Below are 20022 nucleotides of genomic sequence, written 5' to 3'. Positions count from 1 at the left end.
CTCTAACCAAGTATAGAAAAGGCCGCTTAAGATTGATGTTCTTGAGCGGCCTTTCTTCTTATGCCGCGTGCAACACACCGCCGAGGCAGGGTTCTGGAACCTTGGTTGTGGTTGGCAAAGACAGCGGTAACTTCAACTGGCTGCGTTTGGCAAGGAAGGCAAAGGCTTGTGCTTCCAATGCATCCCCGTCCCATCCAACGCGTTCTACCGGGTCAACTGTTACACCCAAAGCAGATCGCAAAGCCTCCATCAAAACCGGATTATGCCGTCCGCCGCCTGTGACGATCCAGCGTTCAGGCCTTTTCGGCAGGAAGCCGACAATCTTTGCATTTACCGCCGCCGTGAAAGCCGTCAGGGTTGCGGCACCATCTTTCGGGTTAAGGTTCTGCACCGCATCCAGATTAAAATCATATCGATCCAGTGACTTTGGCGGGGCCTGATCAAAGAACGGATTGTCGAGCATGACGTCCAAAGCTGCTGTATTCACCGTTCCTTTGCCTGCAATCTTTCCCCCTTCATCCATTGCTTGCCCGAAATGCTTTTCCACCCAGTCATCAATCAAACCGTTTCCCGGGCCAGTATCACAGGCCAGCACTGCTCCATCCGGGTCAAGATAGGTAATATTGGAAACCCCGCCAATGTTGAGCACCACAAGCGGTTTTTCCAGATCCTTTGCCAATGCCTGATGATAAAGCGGTGCAAAGGGCGCACCTTCGCCCCCCGCAGCAACATCGGCTTTGCGGAAATCATTCACCACAGGGATACCGGACAGTTTGGCAAGCAGGTCGCCATCCCCAATCTGGACAGTGATGCGTCGGGATGGATCATGAAAGGTCGTTTGGCCGTGGAAGCCGATAAGCTCAACATCCTCAGAAGTCAGATTAGCTTTATTCAGTAACGCCGTCACAGCGTCATGGTGCCACCGGGTCATCTGTTCTTCGGCAACCCGCACGTCCTTTCCCTCGCCCATAACACTTTGAAGTAAAGAACGCTGTTCCGGGCTGTAGCTATAACTCAGTGTCGCGCCGGTTTCTGTCACATGGTATCCATCACTTTTAATCAGGGCCGCATCAATCCCATCCATGGACGTCCCGCTCATCAATCCCAGAAGCCACTTGTCGTTACCCATCTGTCCGCTCTAATCCCTGTTCTTTGACGGGCTTTCTGCCCATTGTTTCATCCCAACTGCTTTAATCACCATTGTTTGGCCAATTGTTTCCCCCATTGTTTATGGGAAATGATTGTGGTAAATCCCAGCGGCTACGGCAAGAGGCAGGTTGCCTTTTGCGCCCATTTTTATGACCTTTTTCGAAACAAGCGAGAGTTACAATGACTGCGCCACAAAAAACCGATTTCCGTTCAGAATTCCTTCGTGAACTGAGCGCACGCGGTTATATCCATCAATGTACGGATATGGACGCCCTGGATGCAAAACTCGAAAAAGGTCCTGTGGCAGCCTATATCGGCTTTGACTGCACAGCAGATTCCCTGCATGTGGGCAGTCTTGTTCAGATCATGCTGTTGCGCTGGCTCCAGAAAACAGGCCACAAGCCGATTGTTCTGATGGGCGGCGGCACCAGTAAAGTTGGCGATCCCTCCTTCAAGGACGAAGCCCGCAAGCTGATCACTGACGCAGAAATCCAACACAATATGGATGGCATTAAAAAGGTATTTTCAAAATACCTGACCTTTGGTGATGGGCCGACTGATGCGGTTATGCTCAACAATGCCGACTGGCTCGACAATATTAACTACCTTGAATTTTTGCGTGATTACGGCGTTCACTTTTCGGTCAACCGGATGCTGAGTTTTGATTCAGTAAAACTGCGTCTCGACCGTGAACAATCCCTGTCGTTCCTGGAATTCAACTACATGATCCTGCAAGCTTATGACTTCATGGAACTAAACAAGCGTCGGGACTGTCTGTTGCAAATGGGTGGCTCGGACCAATGGGGCAACATTGTCAACGGTGTGGATTTGACCCGTCGTATCAGCCAAAACGAAGTTTACGGCCTGACCTCTCCACTATTGACCACATCTTCCGGTGTAAAAATGGGTAAAACCGTTGGCGGGGCGGTATGGCTCAACGAAGAACGTCTGTCCGTTTATGACTTCTGGCAATACTGGCGCAACACCGAAGATGCCGATGTTGGTCGCTTCCTCCGCCTGTTCACGGAACTTCCCGAAGAAGAGATTCAAAAGCTGGAAACGATGCAGGGTGCAGATATCAACGAAGCCAAAAAGGTTCTGGCAACAGAAGCGACCCGACTGTGCCACGGTCTTGAAGCCGCTGAAGCCGCCGCTGAAACCGCACGCAAAGCCTTTGAAGAACGCAGCATGAGTGCCGACCTGCCAAGCCACGACATTGAAAAATCGCGCTTGGAAGAAGGCATTCCGGCATTCCTGCTCTTCAAGGAAATCGGCCTCGCAAGCAGTAATAGCGAAGCCCGCAAGCTGATCAAAGGTGGTGGAGGTCGTCTGAATGACACGCAGATCAAAGATGACAGTCTTTCGATCTCTCTGTCAGACCTGACTGACGAAGGATCAATCAAGATCTCCGCAGGCAAGAAAAGGCACATTCTGGTAAAACCTGTTTAATCCTGTCTTTGAGAACAAAAAACGAAAGGGGCTGCGAACATCGCAGCCCCTTTGTTGTTAAGAAGATCTGTGTTCAAGAACACAAACTCGACTTTCCCTCCTGAAACAGCTTATTTTTCAGGCTTTGTCTCATCCGGAGTTTCTTCTTTCTCTTCAATCTTTTTTTCTGTTGTCGGGGTCGCGTTGCCAAAGATATTCCGTAAAAATCCGGGGGCCAGACCTGAAAGCGGGTTGATCGAAACCTCTGGCTCTTCCAAATCCCCGTTCAAGCTATAATTAAAGGCAACAATCCCCTGTCCATCACCACCGGTCAGGATATCACCCAGTATGGGAATACCGCCAAGAATACGATTTATCGTATAGGCTGGTACAATTGTTCCCTTGGCCGCGACCAGCTTTCTGTTGGTATCGACTTCCCCCTTGGCCGTCAGGCCAATAGAAGAAGAATAGAGCTTGATAAGATCACTGCGCAGCAAACCGTTCTGAAGCGTAAAATCGCCTTTGAGTTCATTAAAGGCGATACCCTCGGTGGTTAATGTTGTTACAGGCCCGGTCAATGAAGCAAAGGCCAGCATCTTGGCAAGCGTTGGCGCCTTGACCAATCGCAAGCCCCGAGCTTCAATATTTCCCTTTAACAGGCTTTCGCTATAATAATTCTCGGCAATTCCAGAGATCTGAAGCGAACCGCCCTGCACCGTATCCAGCACATCAAGCGCCCGTAACATGGCCCCGAAATCATTTGCTGTAATATTCAGCCCCTGACGCCCATCTTCCAGTGGTTGATAGGCCATAGAGAAGGTACGTTTAACGTTCTCTGTTTCCGGGGTGGCTTTTGCCCCCTCGGCATACCAGAGTTCTTTTGGAATTTCGCCGGAAAACTGCATCCGTTTCCAGCCTTCAGGTTCCTTGTCCAGCCACAGTGATGCCTTGCGGAAGAAACGGCCTTCGGCCATATATATGGCATCCAGGTTTTCAGCAATAACGCTGATCGGCGCTGTCTGGTTTGCCCCTAAACTCTTCTCATCCTCCGCCTTGATCGCATCGTTATCCTGTCCTGTGCCTGTGACATCAGGTTTATCTTGAGGCTGGCTTGTTTCAGCATTAATGCTTTCATCAGGTGCGTCCCCCACAAACCATTCAGCATCAAGAACACCGCCACCGATAACAATTGACGGTTTATCAGTAGAGAAATCAGCCTCCACGCCAGTCAACAACGATTTTCCAAGCTGAAACTGATCAAGATTTGCCGTCGATATTTTGCCTTCAGTCAGAGACAGCTCCCCACTGGCGGCAAAGTCATTTGCCTCCAGATTAAAACTGTTGATGTGCACGGCTTCGCCATCAACCAAAGAGACTATTGCCTGTATCTGGCCGGGATCTTTTGGTTGCTTGAAATACTTAAGATCTTCAATCTTCAGCAGGGCGTCCTGTAGGTTTGCAGCAATCTGCACAACACCGGTATCATCGACCTTGTTTTCCAATGCCAAAGCAAGGGAAACAGGACCTTCCAGATAATCGGATACCGGAATCCCCAGTTTAGATAGCCCATCCGGTTCAATACGCGGAATATCGGCTTTCAGATTGGTTCGAACCGTCACCTCGCTGCCAAACTGTTCTTTCCAATCGACCGACAGGGGAATATCAGCCAGCAAAAGCGGTCCCGTGACGTGCATTCCTTCCCGGGTGACATTGAGTTTCAGATCCCCGTCCGTCGCATCATGTCCGTTATAGATCTTGCCAATCCGGGCTTCTTTTATCTCTGCCGAAGCATCGATGGACATGTCCTTGAATTTGAGGTCCTTTAACAGCAAAAATGCAAAATCAACAGCAACCGCTGCGTTTCCACTGGTTTCTTCCGGCTTGATCCCCAGTTCATCAATCAGCCGCAGGTTCTCACTATTCAGAATGGACAGAGCCGTGTTGACCGGCCCCTCAACAGCAGTTTGAATAGCGATATGCTCTTCTTCAATGTCCAACCCGGTTATTTCAATGGTAGAAGGCAGGACCGACATATCTTCCAGCCTTCCACCTTCCGTGAACAGGGAAAGCCCATCAGCACGCACCTTGGCTGTCCCCGCAACACCTTTTACCGGGGGTAAGGGCCGGAGATAATGCACATCCAGATCCCGATACTTCATACTGCCGTCCAAAGACACCAGTTTGGCCTGTTCAAAATCGCCAGCCGGAATATCCAGTACAGCCTTGACCACCGCCTCTTCAGCAATGCCCGTTTTAATATTTTCCGTAACCCATGCCCGCGCATCCGTCGCCATGGGTTCCGGCCAATACAAAGCCAGATCATCTACGGGAACCTGCACAGCCTTTACCCCGGCCAGAACCTGCATATCCCCATCCAGACCGGAAACAGAACCTGCGACTGAAAGTTGTGGCCCCTGTTCACCTTCGAGGCCAAAGTTGATAGCGGCATTATCCACCGTGATCTTTTGATTACTTCTGCTATAGCTGCCTTTCAGAAAAAGTCCCTGCACAGGCAGCTGCGGCACCTTCAGGTCTGGAATTTCAATCGTGCCACTGCCACCGGAAACTTCAAATCGGCTCCGGCCAAACTCACCCTGAACATTCACAGAGGTCGCCACAGAGGCTGCAAGCGGTATCTCAAAAGTCTCCAGCACCGACAAAGCCGGGTCCAGCTGTGCCAGTGTTGGCGGGTTTATTCCCGAAAGCTGGAAGGCAAGATCAACCACCTGAAGCTCACTGTCATAAACAAAGGCACCATTTAAAATCGCTTCGTCACTTGCAATATCAACGGTTAAATCAATATCGCCCTGTAAACCGAGTTTATCGCGACGAATGCTGATATCCGCATAGGGAACGTCAAAGACCATTCCCAATTTGCGATCATCAATCTGCATCCTGGCGCCAACAATTTGCAGCTGGTTAAAATAGGCAAGTGGATGACCGGCTTCCCGTTCTGCCATAAGATTATCAAGAATTTCCGGCAGTGCTTCGCCAAAGCTTTGGCCATTTTCATCATCGCTGCTGTCCAGCGCATCATCAATTTCGAAATGGCCGTCAGCCGCCCGAACAAGCTTTAGTTCTGGGCCTATAATATCCACACCCGTGGGGACAACATTTCCGCGAACAAGCGCCCCGGCATCAAGATCCACCCCCATCAAGGGAATAGCAGCAATCACACGATCCGTACTATCAAGCAGGCGCACATTCGCGACCTGGATCGCAATCGCGCGTTCTTTTGGCAACCAGACCAGGACCGTTGTATCCACATCCAGCTGTATTTCCCGGTCAGGATCTGCAAAAGCCTCTTCCACATAGGGGGTCAGGAAATCAAGTTGAACAGGCCCGGAAGAAAGACGCCAAATAGCGATCCCCGCCAGCACGGCAGACAGCACCAACAGGGCCGCAATAACTTCCAGAATAACCACAGATGTTTTACGAATCATAGATCGAATGAGCTCCGCGCAAGCACAACAGTTGTCAGGCGATTAGAATAGGGCATATATTTACGAACGGTTACTCTTGACCATTTTCTACAGCCTTTGCACTGTACTCGAAACAAGCTAGCGGCGCTCATGATACTTTCATTTTCCTATTCCGAAGAAACATTACCCAAAATATCCAGCTCCAACAGGGCCGAACTCGGCTTTTCTAACTGGAACGAACGTATCGAGCGTATTGAAAATTCTGATTTAAAGCAGGATCTTATCCATTTCCAAGAGATTCCGAAAGTGAAATCGCTGCTTGCAGCCGTCTTCTCAAACAGCCCCTATCTTTCAGATTGCCTTTTGGGAGATATGGAATTCCTTTGCCAACTTTTAAAGCAGGGACCTGAAAAAAGTCTGACAACAATCCATCATCATCTTTTACAGGACGTCGCAATTTCTACGGATCGCCAAAGGGTTATGAGCGAACTCCGCCGAGTAAAAAAAAGAGCATCACTTGCGATTGGATTTGCTGATATCACAGGCCAATGGACAGATCGTCGCGTTGTCGAAGAGCTCACAGGTTTTGCCTCTACAGCCATATCAACAGTGGTTTCTCATCTGTTACTTGAATTGCAAAAACGCGGGCAAATTGAATTAAAAAATCCTGAAATCCCAGAAGAAGATTGTGGCTATGTTGTCATGGCCATGGGAAAACTTGGTGCCTGGGAGCTGAACTATTCATCAGATATTGATCTCATCATTCTCTATGATCCGGAAAAAATAACTTACTTGCATGACCGCGGTGTTCAGGAAGGCATGGTCAGACTGACGAGGGATTTGGTACGTTGTCTCGATGACAGAACAAAGGACGGCTATGTATTCAGAACCGACCTACGTCTTAGACCAGACCCCGGTGCCACCCCCCTTGCCCTTTCGTTTAATGCAGCCATGACCTATTATGAGACCACTGGCCTGAATTGGGAACGCTGCGCCATGATCAAGGCGAACCCCATTGCCGGAGACGAAGAACTTGGTCAGCGTTTTATCAACGAAATCAAGCCCTTTGTCTGGCGCAAGCACCTTGACTTTGCAGCAATCAACGACATTCATGCTATAAAACGCCAGATCTATGCCCATAAAGGCGGCAGCAAGATCGCCATCAAAGGGCATAATATAAAACTTGGTCGGGGTGGCATCCGTGAAATAGAGTTTTTCGCACAAACTCAACAACTCATTTGGGGTGGACGTAATCACGATCTACGGAGTAACTCAACGATCTTTGCTCTGGAACAGCTTCACAAAGCACATCTGATATCCCCAAAAGCCCTCCATGATATGACCGAAGCATACTGGTTTCTTCGCCGTGTCGAAAATCGGCTACAAATGGTGGATGATCAACAGACACAGTTTCTACCAGATACCGACGAAGATCTTGCTGATATTTCTGCCTTTCTCGGTTACGATCATGTTGATGAGTTCAGCGAAGAGCTTTCAAACCATTTGCACATCGTTGAAAACCACTACGCTGCACTTTTTGAAGAAGAATGTACCCAACCGAGTACGACAAAGAACCTGATTTTCACGGGCCACGAGGCGACACCAGAACTCGTCGAAGAACTTGAAAAGATTGGCTTTCAGGACGGCTCTCGTGTTTTTCAGATTATAACAAAATGGAAACAGGGAAAATATCGAGCAGTTCGATCTGATCGCTCCAGACGATTAATTACCGAGATTGTTCCCATTCTGCTGGAAGCATTCAGTAAATCCACAGCACCTGATACAGCCTTGAATAAATTTGATGATTTTCTCTCGGGTTTGCCAACAGGTGTACAGTTATTTTCTATGTTGCAAACCAATCCCAATCTTTTGGATCTTTTGGCTGAAATCATGGGCTCTGCCCCTGCTCTGGCAGACCGTTTAAGCCACGCACCCGGGTTATTGGAAGCTGTTCTAAGCGAAGATTTTTTTACAGCCTTACCTCAATTGGGCACTTTGCAGAACCAGCTGGAACACATTCTTGAAGAAGCCAAAGATTTTCAGGATGTACTGGATGACACCAGACGGTGGGCAAACGATCAAAAGTTTCGTATCGGCCTGCAAATTCTGAGAACAACCTGTTCGATCGAACGTTCCAGTAAAGATCTTTCCAATATCGCAGAATGTAGTATCAACTCTTTACTTCCCCACGTAAAAGACGAGTTGAAGAAAAAGCATGGTGAAATTCCTAAAAGCAATTTTGCTATTCTAGCAATGGGAAAGCTTGGATCACAAGAAATGACCGTTACATCAGACCTTGACCTGATCAGCCTTTATGATCTTCAGGAAATTGATGTATATTCTGACGGCAATCGTCCACTGGATCCGACACAATATTTTGCACGGCTAACCCAACGCTTCACCAATGCCTTGAACGTCATGACACCCGAAGGACGTCTCTACGAAATTGATATGCGCTTGCGTCCCTCTGGCGGGTCCGGACCCTTGGCTTTATCTTTACAAGCCTTTGAAAAATACCAGCGCAATGAAGCCTGGACATGGGAGCATATGGCCTTAACACGCGCCAGAGCTATCGCAGGAAACCAGATATTTTGCGATCAAATCAATAACACGATCAAATCAATACTCTGCATAGAAAGAGACCCACAAAAACTTGTTGGCGATATCGCTGACATGAGACAACGAATTGCCCGGGAAAAGCCGGCACAGAGCGAATGGGATATCAAACTGGTTGAAGGCGGACTGATAGATCTGGAATTTTTAAGCCAATATCTGCAACTCAGGCATGGATACTCAGATCCATCAATCTTGCACCCAAACACGAAACAAGCTTTCAAACAACTGGGAAAAGCCGGATTTGTTTCATCAGTTGACACATCCGATCTAATTGATGCTTTTGATCTATTCCATCAATTGCAAAATCTCTTTCGCTTGACGATCGGTGAAGCCCTTGACGAAAACAGGACATCATCCGAAGTTTTAGCTCGCCTGGCAAAGGCCTGTAATGAGACAGGATTCCCAGAATTAAAAGAAAGATACAGAATAACAAAAAACCATGTATCAAAGATATATAAGAAATTAATAGAAAATACGCTAAATAACTAACTGTAATATCTAAAAACCAGATTAGCTATATTAATATTCAACTGTACAATTAACATAATAGTAATATAAATCCAGCACACTCTACATACCCTTGTATGTAATGATAATTTAGGAGCGTACTGCCGTGACTGATACAACACCTGCCCCTTCTATGAAAAAGAAAACTTTCATGGGGGATATTGCCATATCATGGCGTATCAGTTTCCTTATAATCCTTGGACTTGTTACCCTTCTTGCTACCGAAGTGATCTCTGAAATTGGCAGCCGCCACCTTGCTGTTAGCGTTGAAAAAGAAAAATCTTTTGCAGAAATAGAACGTATTGTTTTAAAAACCGATGCTGGTGCACTCATGCTTCGAAGGCGCGAGAAGGATTTCCTGATCCGAAAAGACATGAAATACTGGTCTAAGTACCAAGGGGATCATGCGAAAACGATAGCCTTACTCGAAAATATCAAAGTTATTCCAGACGCTGCACCCGTAATAGACAGAATCGATGCAATCATTACCAAGCTCGAAGAACATAAAAAACAGTTCAAAAAAACTGTCGATATCGCAAATGAACTTGGACTTAGTGAAAAAGAAGGCCTTCAAGGCAGTCTGCGCAAAGCTGTGCATGCAGTAGAAGAGAAATTAAAGACGGCGAAGCAAGACAACCTTATAATCAAAATGCTCATGATGAGACGTCATGAAAAAGACTTTATGCTCCGCGGTGCGGATAAATACCTCACACGAATAGAAAAACGTCGGGCAGAATTTGATCTGCTCCTTGCTGAATCTCCCCTTAACAACAAAGACAAAACACTTATTTCCTCCCTCATGGATAGTTATCAATCTGAAATGAAATCTTTTGGCTTGAAGTCGGTTGCTTTGGTGCCAGAAGTAAAACGATTAAGTTCAATCTACAAAGAAATGTCTGAACCACTATCAGTACTGCATGAATTTACCACAAGCAATTTGGCAAATGCCAAATCAGAAGCTCTGATAGCAACAGAATCAACAGAACAAATACTTAGAATAACATCGATCTTGGCCGGGGGAATACTTCTGCTGTTGGGGCTGCTGGTCATGCGCTCTTTAACCCGTCCTATCCGTGTACTCACTGATGCCACATCTGATCTTGCCGCAGGTAACATGAATGTTGACGTTCCTGCTACCGACAACAAGGATGAAGTCGGCGCCATGGCTCGAGCCCTCCTTATCTTCAAAGAGAATCAAATAGAAGCCGAAAAGCAACGCATCGAACAAAAACAGTCTGAAGAAGATTTGAATCAGCAACGATTGAGCGAAAGGCTTGGTATGGCGGACAAGTTTGAAGCAAAAATTGGCTCTATCGTACAAACAGTTTCTTCGGCAGCCGACGGCATGAAAACCAATGCCGAACACATGAACCAAAGCTCTGCTAAAACAACTGAAATGGCCGGAATCGTCGCAAATGCTGCAGAACTTGCATCGTCAAATGTGCAAACAGTCGCAACAGCTGCTGAAGAGTTATCGAATTCAATTTCAAAAATCTCCCAACAAGTCACACAATCATCAGAAGTAGCAAGCAGCGCCGTGAATGAAGCAGAGAAAACGACAGAGCAGATCAGAGGATTAGCGGATGCCGCTGATAAAATAGGCGAAGTTATCAACCTGATTTCGGATATCGCAGAGCAAACCAATCTTCTTGCTTTGAACGCAACCATTGAAGCGGCCCGGGCGGGAGAGGCAGGAAAAGGGTTTGCTGTTGTTGCGTCTGAAGTGAAGAATCTTGCAAACCAAACCGCAACGGCGACAGAACAAATATCCACACAGATCTCTGGTATTCAATCAGCAACACACGAAGCAGTCGGAGCCATTGGCAGTATATCCGGCACTATCGGGCAAATTAATGAAATTGCAACAGCCATCGCGGCAGCCGTTGAAGAGCAAAGTGCTGCGACAGATGAAATTTCCAGTAATGTTCAACAAGCCCATACCGGCACTCGGAACGTTACATCCAACATTGGCGGTGTAACTGAAACAGCAACCAGCAACAGTCAAAGCGCAACGCAGTTCCTGGCATCATCAAACGAATTATCAAAACAGGCCGAGCTTCTGAACGAAGAAGTCGAATTCTTCCTGGCAGATGTACGGAAAGCCTAATATCAGAAGAGCAATGCATACAAAATGGTGCTTCGTATGCATTGCTCTTGCTTATAGTTCATTTCCATATTTCAGACTTTAACTCGAATTACAAAGCTGTCTTCTTATAAATAATCATCAGCGATTTTTATACCATTTGTTGCCTTGAAAGGCATTGCATAATAAAACGCCTGCAAGACTTTCATAAGGACATAAACTCATGGCACTCGAAATTGGCGACATTGCCCCGGATTTTACTGCACCTATCCAAGACGACGGAGAACTATCCCTTGGCTCACTTAAAGGTCAAGCCGTTGTTCTTTATTTTTATCCAAAAGATTCTACGCCGGGCTGTACGACCGAGGCTTGTGATTTTCGGGATGCGCAGCCGGGTTTCGCCAAATTAAATGCAAAGGTCGTCGGTGTTTCAAAAGACAGTGTAAAACGTCATGACAATTTCATTGCCAAGAATACCCTGAACTTTGATCTTGTTGCTGATCTGGATGGAAAAATTTGCGAGGCGTATGGTGTCTGGGTTTTAAAGAAACTCTACGGCCGGGAATACATGGGCATTGAACGCGCTACCTTTTTAATTGACCCACAGGGGATCGTGCAAAAAATCTGGCGTAAAGTGAAGGTAAAAAACCATGTGACAGAAGTCAAAGCGGCGCTAGAAACACTCTAAAACAATTGTTTGTACAAGCCCCTCCTCAATCAGGATTCTGTTATTATGGAGTCATTTTCCAAGAGTTCTCAGTTGTCATCCTTTTGACATAATGATTATGTTAGCTTGCCCCGTCGGTAAGCTTGCACGACTTTACCTGATACGTTTCTGCAGCAAAGACGATGTTCAAAGAACTAAAGAGAATTTATAAAACACTCAAAGCTGGCAAAAAGTTTGGTAACAAGGGAGATGCCGAACCTTTTGACGTGCCAGCATCTCCCTTATCATTACCAGAAAAAACCAATCAATCTGAAACGCCAAAACATCAAGACAACAATCAACATCGAAATACTCATTCCCCATCTACAATACAGCAAAACAATGCTCCTCTTGCAGCAAATCACTTTTCACGTGCCGCAAAGGAAAAAAACGAAAAGCCAACCCCTTTCTTCAAGCGGCTGTACAATGCCCTTTATCTAGAGGCTCTGTTTCTAGCCCTTGTTCAAATGAATGCTGCAAATGCAGAAGACAAACAACAAACCTCTGTTCCCGGTGCGCTTGCTCTTGCTGATGATACACATACGCCGGATGAGGCATTACTCTCTTCTGCAAACACAGACTGGTCTCGGGAAACCGGTACTTTAAAATCACTGACTTTAAGAATTGATGACTTTGTGGATAGCCAGAATCATTTGGGTACGTCAACCGAGTTCCAACCAAAAGATATTCGGCTGGATCACCTGTTGGAAGATGTTGCAACCTACAGTAATTTCAGCCCGATCAAATTGAAAGAGCTGGACAAATCCAAAACCGTCAGTCTGCAAGAATTCAACAAGGAAAATGAATTCGACATTATTGAGGAAGACAACTACATTCTTATTGAACTGGATGACGACGCACTTCTTTTTGCCACCGAAGAGCTCGCTGTTTTTGGGGGCGACGGTTTCAATTTCTTTATTGTTAATAACGAGACTTTGAATCTCTTCGAGAATAACACTTTGAATAACAGTTGGGGGAGCCTCCGCCCGGGGCAAGAGTATTTTGTGCTCAAAAAAGAAGATGTTCTGGAAGAAGATATCGAAATTGTCACTGTCGAGGAAGAAATATCTTTTGATGATGACAGTAAAGCCACCGAGATCATTTCCGTGAATTATTTCATGTATCAGGAGACAATCATCGGCATGTCATTTGACTTGCCGCATGATTTTTACCAAAAACACGGCGATATTGATTTGGCTGATTTTTTCACCTAAACACAAAAGGCAACCCAATTTTGTACAACGTCTTCTTGCAGGCACCAAAATGGCAAAGATACCCTCCACCCTGTCAGAAGCTGCCCGCATTGCACTGATCACAGCCAATTCCATAGAAAAAGCTGAACTGAGCAGAGTCTTTGCCAGAGCGTGGCAACAAGACGACATTCAAGACATTGGCATAGCTGAAATACCAAAAGAACCAGCACGCGAAGACAAACCGGAACTCGTTCTGCCCAGAAAAGTTCCACGCAGAAAAATCACCCCGGAAGTTGAAGGACGAATTGCCCTTCTCCATGCGCTCACCCATATTGAGCTTCATGCAATAAACCTGTGTTGGGATATCATTGTTCGCTTTGCAGCAACCGAAATGCCCAAAGGCTTTTACGATGACTGGGTTTCAGTCGCTGATGATGAAGCACATCACCACTTGCTGCTCTGTGAAAGGTTGGCACAACTGGGTTCACATTATGGGGCTTTGCCTGCTCATGCAGGATTATGGCAAGGCGCAGAAGTCACCGAACATAATCTCAAAGCACGGCTGGCTGTTGTCCCTATGGTGCTCGAGGCTCGTGGTATTGATGTAACACCTGGCATGATCGACAAGCTCAAACTCGCCAAAGATTATGAAAGTGCACGTCGTTTACAGATCATATATGACGATGAAATTACTCATGTTGCCAAAGGAAAGCGTTGGTTCGAATATCTTTGCCAACAGGACAATGAAGACCCCGTTGAAAGCTGGCAGAACATTATCCTCACCCTCTTTAAAGGTCGTGTAAAATCACCCTTTAATATTGATGGACGCAACCAGGCGGATTTCCCGATTGATTTTTACGACCCGATTGCTGATCTGTAAAACAGGCCCATTATCCTGCTTGAACATACAATAAACAGTCATCAGGATATTACGGTTGCGGCCCGGTCCAGTTTAACTGTAAAAACCAATTGGGTTATGAATATTGACTGTTAGGGCAATCCTGATCAAAACGATTGCCCGTCGATAAGATACTTTCACCTGCATCTTTCGTTATGTTCCTCTCGCGCACACCAGAATTTTTGACTTATATTCCTATTGAAACTCAAAGGATTTCCTTGTGAGCAATACTTCCCACCCCCTCAAAAACTCCCCTAACAGCACTGGACAAAATTTCTTCCTCTTCGGGTCACTCCCGCTTTTATTCGTTAAAACAGCCACACCGATTATTCTGGTCATGTTGGTAAATGGTCTTTTCACCCTTGTTGATGCTTACTTTCTTGGTGAATTTGTCAGTGCTGATGCCCTGACAGCTGTAACAATGATGTTCCCCGTATTTATGCTCATTGTGGCTCTCTCAACATGGGTATCCGGCGGGTTTTCATCTGTCCTGGCCCGCCTTCTTGGGGCGAGAGAATTTGGTAAAGCCAGTGCCGCCTTCACAAGTGCTTTTGCTCTTTCCGGGGTTATCTGTCTAATGCTCATCGCCATTTTCAGTTTAGGCGGCGATCAAATGATAAACTGGGTTACCAAAGGCTCAGAGATATTAGGCGCGATGGGGTACACCTATATTTCTATCCTGATTTACGGATCCCCCCTCATCTTTATTCTGACCATTAGTGTTGATGCGCTCAGATGCGAAGGTAAACTGGGCTTCATGACCTTTATCTCGGTCCTGTCTACTCTTTTGAATGTACTCTTTAATTACATCCTGATCGTGCAAATGGATCAGGGGGTTGCAGGTTCCGCATATGGCACTTTGCTTGCGCAAACACTTTCGCTGATTGCAATCATTATTTATCGCTACAACACATCTTCGACCATTTCCTTTACTTTATCGCCAAGAAAGAAAGTCACTATTTTCTGGCGCAATTTTCTTGCACTGGGTGCCCCACAAAGCCTTTCATATTTGGGAATTTCCTTATCTTCCGGTGCTGTTTTTTATTCGCTTCAGAAGTGGGGAGGGAATGATTACGAGGCCACAGTTACAGCTTACGGCATAACAACGCGTATACTGACCTTCAGCTTCCTGCCATTACTGGGCCTGAATCTCGGCTTTCAAACGATCGCAGGCAACAACCAGGGCGCTCAAATTTTCTCCCGCGTCAACAGCAGTTTAAGGATCGCTATATTAGCTGCTTTCAGCTACTGCCTTGCCTTACAGCTGATCTTTGATTTTATGGCTGATAGCCTGGGATCCATCTTTGTTGATGACCCCAAAATCATCTCGGAAACGGCACGGATACTGCCCCTGATTACCTTACTTTATTTCGCGTTTGGCCCCAGCTTAATTCTATCTGGTTTTTTCCAAGCCATTGGCGACGCAAAAAGATCTGCGCTTATTAGCTTGACGAGAACTTACATCTTTTCAATCCCGCTTACCTTTATTCTGCCGCTTTATTTCGGCGAGATCGGGATCTGGTATAGCGGACCTTTGACAGAAATTTTAATGATCTTGTTGACCCTGTTCATACTATCTCACAATGCCAATAGAACCGGATACAAGTTAGGCCTATTCAAACAAGAAACGACAACTCCCTAGGTTGAATTTCATCTTTTTGTCTTCTAGAGGAACTGCAATTATTTGCCTTCCCCCCATGACTTCTGTTAGTTTCTGTTCTCTTACTTTCCAGAATCCTTGGTCTTTACTCCTCTACAGATAAAATTTTGGAGAACAAGGTTTGTTGCTATAAGAGGACGAGAATTGCCTGCGCCGGAACCCTTATTCACAGACTTCAGCCTTGATTCAGCGGAACTTCTGGAAGCTATTTTTGCCGCTTCAGGCACCTATTTTGTTATTACGGATCCTCAAACGGGTTTAATCCATGCGATCAGTGACGCGTGGCTTAAAACACTGCGCTATAAAAAAGAAGAAGTTGTCGGTCATTCATCACAGGAACTTAATATCTGGCTAAGTCCTAAAAAGCGTGCGGACATGATCCGACGCATAAAAACTGACAATATTGTTAATCGATTTCATGCTTGTCTAAGAGGCAAAGACGGATCTCTCCACGATTTTTCAATCACAATACAATCAATTGTTTTAAAACAAAAAAACTATCTTTTATTTTGTGGATACGACATTACTGAAGAGCTAAAAGTTAAAAATTCAGCTGTATCTTCGCGAAAAATGTTAGTTGATGCACTAGAAGCCATGAGCGAAGGATTTGTCCTCTATGATCCGGACGGGCGACTGGTAATATGCAACAATAATTTCAAAGAGTTTTATAACTATAGCGATGATGAAGCCAAACCCGGTGTCATCGAGTATGAACTCGGTAAGCTTGACATAGAACGAGGAACTGTTGTTGTACTGGATGGAGATAACCAAAATTACATCAATCGACGGCAAGATCTGGACAAAGGCCCGCCACAGTCAACAATTGTGCAACTCAGTGATGGTCGATATCTTCTCCTCAGCGATCGTGTCACTGAAGATCGCTATATGGTCAGTATTCAAAAAGACATTACAGATATCAAAGAAGCCGAATTCGCACTGATGCGGGCAAGGGATGAGGCCGATATCGCCAATAACACCAAGTCAGAATTTCTGGCACATATGAGCCATGAATTGCGTACACCTTTGAACTCAATCCTTGGCTTCACACAGGTTATGCGCGACGAATTACTCGGCGATTTAGGGCACCCAAGATATAGAGAATACATCAACGATGTCCATCATTCCGGTGAACACCTTCTCAATCTAATCAATGACGTACTGGATATATCCAAAGTAGAAGCCGGAAAGTTCGAATTAAACGAAGACATTCTCGATCTAAAGGATACGATTGCTGCCTGTATGCAAATCATTCGGGGGCGACCAGATGCAACAACACTTGATATCGAAGTAAAAACAGCAAAAGAGAAGATTTACTTTCAGGGTGACGAACGCATTATGCGTCAGATTATCCTGAACCTGCTCTCCAATGCCATAAAGTTCACGCCAGTTGATGGAAAAATACTCCTTGAATTGCAAAGAGATGATCAGAAAAACATCCGCATAACAATCAGTGATACGGGCTGCGGCATTGAAGAGAATGATATTCCCATTGTTCTTGCTCCATTTGGACAGGCGCGCATCAATGCGCGCACTGCTCACGAGGGAACAGGATTGGGCCTATCCCTAAGCAAGATGCTCACAGAACTTCATGACGGCACATTAAGTTTGACAAGTGAAGTCAATAACGGAACGAAAGTTGTTCTGGATTTCCCGGCAATGAGATACGTTGATCCCTCAATGATCTGATCATCACTGTTTATAGATATTTCTTGGAAATTTTCAGAAATTTATACCGATTATCCTAGGGTACACTGAAAAATTATCTATATAGTCATCGCAAGTAATTTTGTGCACTAACTTGATGGACATTCAGCGTGCCAGTTTCAGACATTGTTCTTACAATTTCAGCGTTGCTTATTATAATCGCGTGCACACAACCGCTTGCAAGGCGTAGCGGTTTACCTTTTACCGTAGTCTTGGGGTTTATTGGTGTTCTCATTGCGTCTGGTGCAAACTGGCTTCTGCATACTCGCCTGACAGACCAATTTAACGATGTTGCAGCACTTGTCGTTAACATCCCGATATCATCCTCGACATTTTTGGATATTTTACTTCCTATCTTGTTGTTTCAAGGTGCAATTACCATTGATGTCAGACGTCTGGCTAAAGATATTATCCCGATCATCTTTCTAGCCGTTTTAGGTGTCTTTGTTGCCATCGGTCTTATCGGCGGTGCTGTATCACTTGTATCCAGCGCGCCTTTGATCGTTTGTCTTTTATTTGGTGCCATCGTCGCAACCACAGACCCCAGTGCCGTCATTGCACTTTTTAGAGACTTAGGGGCACCAGCACGTCTCACCCGTCTGGTCGAAGGAGAAAGCCTGCTTAACGATGCAACCGCCATTGCTGCTTTCAGCGCGTTTCTAACGCTGATTATATCGGGGGGCGGTTACGAGCCCGGTCTTCTTGTAAAAGAGTTTGGGGTATCTTTCCTCGGCGGGATTATTACAGGCGCTATTTTTGGACGCTTGGCAATCGCTCTTATATCCTGGTTAGGCTCTTTTCGGGCTGCACAGCTTACCATCACTGTGGCTTTGCCTTTTATCGTATATACCCTGGCCAACAACTACATTCATATTTCCGGCGTTATCGCTGTCGTAACCAGTGGTCTCGTTCTCAGTGCGATGGCACGGTCTCGTTTTCAATCTGAAACCTTCACTTTTTTCCTTGAGACCCTAGATCAACTGGCTTGGTGGGCCGGTGGGCTGGTTTTTGTACTCGCCGCACTTATGGTTCCCGATTTATTATCCGATTTCGCCTTTTCAGATCTGATCGTGATATTGGTTGCTGTCGTCGCTGCCTTGTTCGCAAGAGCAGCCATTCTTTTTGGTATATTCCCTCTATTAACCCTGGTGAAAATAACCCAACGGGTTAATAACCCGACGAAGACAGTTATTATATGGGGCGGGCTGCGCGGTGCGGTTACGCTTGCTTTGGCGCTTTCTGTAACGGAAAACCCCCTTATCGACAATGAAACCCAACGCTTCATTGCTATTCAAGCCACAGGTTTTGCGCTCTTCACTCTTCTCATTCAGGGACCAAGCCTGACACCATTAATGAAGTGGTTAAAACTGGATCAACTATCCCCCATTGAACGTGCTTTCAGAACACAGGTATTATCGCAATCACTTTCAACGGTAAAATCCAGCCTGACCAGCTTTGCCAATCGCTTTGAACTGGATCCCAAACTGGTTGAATTGACGATAAAACCCTACAGCAACCGGCTGTCGACAGTTACAGAAGACAAATCCTACGAAGAGGAAATTAGCGATAAAGATCGCTTGGTCATTGGCCTTGTCGCCTTGGCAAATCAGGAAAAGACTCTTTTATTTGAACAGAGATTAAGCGGTGTTTTGCGTCATGAATTGGTTGATCAGTATCTTCTGGTCGTAGAAAACATGATTGACAGTGCGCGTGAAGACGGACGTTTGGGCTATCTGAATGCAGCAAAAAAACCTTATCGACACACACCTAATTTTTTGATGTTGGGCTGGTGTCAAACTCATCTTGGGCTTAACCGTCCACTCGCATCACATCTGGGAAAGCATTTCCAGTTTCTTCTGATCAGCCGCATACTGGTCATGGAACTGGAAGGTTTTCTAGATAACAGACTTTGTGATCTTCTGGGACCTCGCCCGGTCGAAGTACTCCATGAAATACTGAACCAAAGACTGGAAAGTATCGAAAGACATTTGGCAGCATTAAGACTTCAGTATCCTAAATTTGCGCGCACACTTGATCAGCGAATTCTGGAACGCTTTGCCTACCAGGATGAAATAGAGCAAATTGAAACCTTGAGAGAGTCAGGCATCATCAGTGATGATCTGTCACGCAGCCTGAAGAATGAAACGAATTCAATCCACGTAACCAACCGCTCCAAAATTCGCGTTGATATCAAAGCAACAACCGCAGAACTTCTGTCCGCCTTCCCTGTGTTTTCCAATCTTTCTCACCCTGAACTGAAAGAGATTGCGAAAAAGCTGCAACCTCGCGTGCTTGCCGATGGCGCTTATGTGTTTCGCAAAGGCGACAGTGCTGACGGCCTCTATTTCATTGAAAGTGGTGCCGTGGAAATTCGTGTTGGGGACGAGCTACATCGCCTTGGTCATGGCGATTTCTTCGGGGAAATGGCACTTCTGGACGAAGCGCATAGAAGCGCAGATGTAAAATCCATAAGTTACTCGCACCTTTTGCTCCTAGAAAAAGAAACTTTTCAGGAGTTAGCTCGTTCCCATCCCAGTTGGCGAAGCGCCCTGTCTGACATTGCCACCAAACGAAAAAGCATGAACGATGAAAACAAAAGCATTTCATCCCCAATTTCTTGAAGACAAACGTTTTTAAAACCAAACTCTGCGAAAAC

Annotated in this window: 11 protein-coding genes; 9 read left to right on the top strand and 2 right to left on the bottom strand. The window is 45.9% G+C overall.

The features are described from left to right. Window positions 1-58: 58 nt before the first annotated feature. The gene (locus tag D9A03_RS10160) at window positions 59-1129 is read right to left on the bottom strand and encodes an anhydro-N-acetylmuramic acid kinase (RefSeq protein ID WP_120497077.1); all 1071 of its coding nucleotides are present in this window, start codon (window positions 1127-1129) and stop codon (window positions 59-61) included. A gap of 200 nt (window positions 1130-1329) precedes the next feature. On the opposite strand from D9A03_RS10160, the gene tyrS reads away from it, so the two are divergent. After that, on the top strand, window positions 1330-2598 hold the full coding sequence (gene tyrS / locus D9A03_RS10155; RefSeq protein ID WP_120497076.1) for a tyrosine--tRNA ligase: 1269 nt from the start codon (window positions 1330-1332) through the stop codon (window positions 2596-2598). A gap of 110 nt (window positions 2599-2708) precedes the next feature. Here the strand turns inward: tyrS and D9A03_RS10150 are convergent, their stop codons facing one another. After that, entirely contained in the window at window positions 2709-6020 is a 3312-nt protein-coding gene (locus tag D9A03_RS10150; RefSeq protein ID WP_120497075.1) for an AsmA-like C-terminal domain-containing protein, read from the bottom strand. A 129-nt stretch (window positions 6021-6149) separates the two neighbouring features. Here D9A03_RS10150 and D9A03_RS10145 point away from each other — a divergent pair, with 129 nt between their 5' ends. The 8 genes from D9A03_RS10145 to D9A03_RS10110 all read left to right on the top strand — a co-directional run bounded on the left by D9A03_RS10145 (window position 6150) and on the right by D9A03_RS10110 (window position 19987). Further along, window positions 6150-9104, top strand: coding sequence for a bifunctional [glutamine synthetase] adenylyltransferase/[glutamine synthetase]-adenylyl-L-tyrosine phosphorylase (locus tag D9A03_RS10145; protein ID WP_120497074.1), 2955 nt, complete (start codon window positions 6150-6152; stop codon window positions 9102-9104). Between the two features lie 124 nt (window positions 9105-9228). Further along, window positions 9229-11229, top strand: coding sequence for a methyl-accepting chemotaxis protein (locus tag D9A03_RS20090; RefSeq protein WP_120497073.1), 2001 nt, complete (start codon window positions 9229-9231; stop codon window positions 11227-11229). Window positions 11230-11428: 199 nt separating this feature from the next. Then, on the top strand, window positions 11429-11893 hold the full coding sequence (gene bcp / locus D9A03_RS10135; RefSeq protein ID WP_120497072.1) for a thioredoxin-dependent thiol peroxidase: 465 nt from the start codon (window positions 11429-11431) through the stop codon (window positions 11891-11893). A 161-nt stretch (window positions 11894-12054) separates the two neighbouring features. Continuing rightward, complete coding sequence (locus D9A03_RS10130; RefSeq protein WP_120497071.1) at window positions 12055-13125, top strand: hypothetical protein; 1071 nt, start codon at window positions 12055-12057, stop codon at window positions 13123-13125. Between the two features lie 49 nt (window positions 13126-13174). Next, window positions 13175-13984: a ferritin-like domain-containing protein gene (locus D9A03_RS10125; protein ID WP_120497663.1), complete on the top strand. Its 810-nt coding sequence runs from the start codon at window positions 13175-13177 to the stop codon at window positions 13982-13984. Between the two features lie 238 nt (window positions 13985-14222). Beyond that, on the top strand, window positions 14223-15644 hold the full coding sequence (locus tag D9A03_RS10120; RefSeq protein ID WP_254055018.1) for an MATE family efflux transporter: 1422 nt from the start codon (window positions 14223-14225) through the stop codon (window positions 15642-15644). Window positions 15645-15806: 162 nt separating this feature from the next. After that, window positions 15807-17348 carry a PAS domain-containing sensor histidine kinase gene (locus D9A03_RS10115; RefSeq protein WP_162938075.1) on the top strand — a complete coding sequence of 514 codons (1542 nt, stop codon included), beginning with the start codon at window positions 15807-15809 and terminating at the stop codon, window positions 17346-17348. A gap of 128 nt (window positions 17349-17476) precedes the next feature. After that, entirely contained in the window at window positions 17477-19987 is a 2511-nt protein-coding gene (locus D9A03_RS10110; protein ID WP_120497069.1) for a cation:proton antiporter, read from the top strand. The last annotated feature ends 35 nt before the right edge of the window (window positions 19988-20022 follow it).

It is taken from the genome of Kiloniella sp. EL199, assembly GCF_900313065.1.
In the GTDB taxonomy this organism is placed as follows: Bacteria; Pseudomonadota; Alphaproteobacteria; order Kiloniellales; family Kiloniellaceae; genus Kiloniella.
The sequence above is the reverse complement of the archived record's forward strand: the minus strand, read 5'-3'. Positions and strand labels throughout refer to the sequence as shown.

What these genes read in the sequence shown, in the direction of transcription:
- tyrS (WP_120497076.1), top strand. Translation starts at nt 1,330, where the DNA reads ATGACTGCGCCACAAAAAACCGATTTCCGTTCAGAATTCCTTCGTGAA.
- D9A03_RS10160 (WP_120497077.1), bottom strand. Translation starts at nt 1,129, where the DNA reads ATGGGTAACGACAAGTGGCTTCTGGGATTGATGAGCGGGACGTCCATG.
- bcp (WP_120497072.1), top strand. Translation starts at nt 11,429, where the DNA reads ATGGCACTCGAAATTGGCGACATTGCCCCGGATTTTACTGCACCTATC.
- D9A03_RS10130 (WP_120497071.1), top strand. Translation starts at nt 12,055, where the DNA reads ATGTTCAAAGAACTAAAGAGAATTTATAAAACACTCAAAGCTGGCAAA.
- D9A03_RS10125 (WP_120497663.1), top strand. Translation starts at nt 13,175, where the DNA reads ATGGCAAAGATACCCTCCACCCTGTCAGAAGCTGCCCGCATTGCACTG.
- D9A03_RS10145 (WP_120497074.1), top strand. Translation starts at nt 6,150, where the DNA reads ATGATACTTTCATTTTCCTATTCCGAAGAAACATTACCCAAAATATCC.
- D9A03_RS10150 (WP_120497075.1), bottom strand. Translation starts at nt 6,020, where the DNA reads ATGATTCGTAAAACATCTGTGGTTATTCTGGAAGTTATTGCGGCCCTG.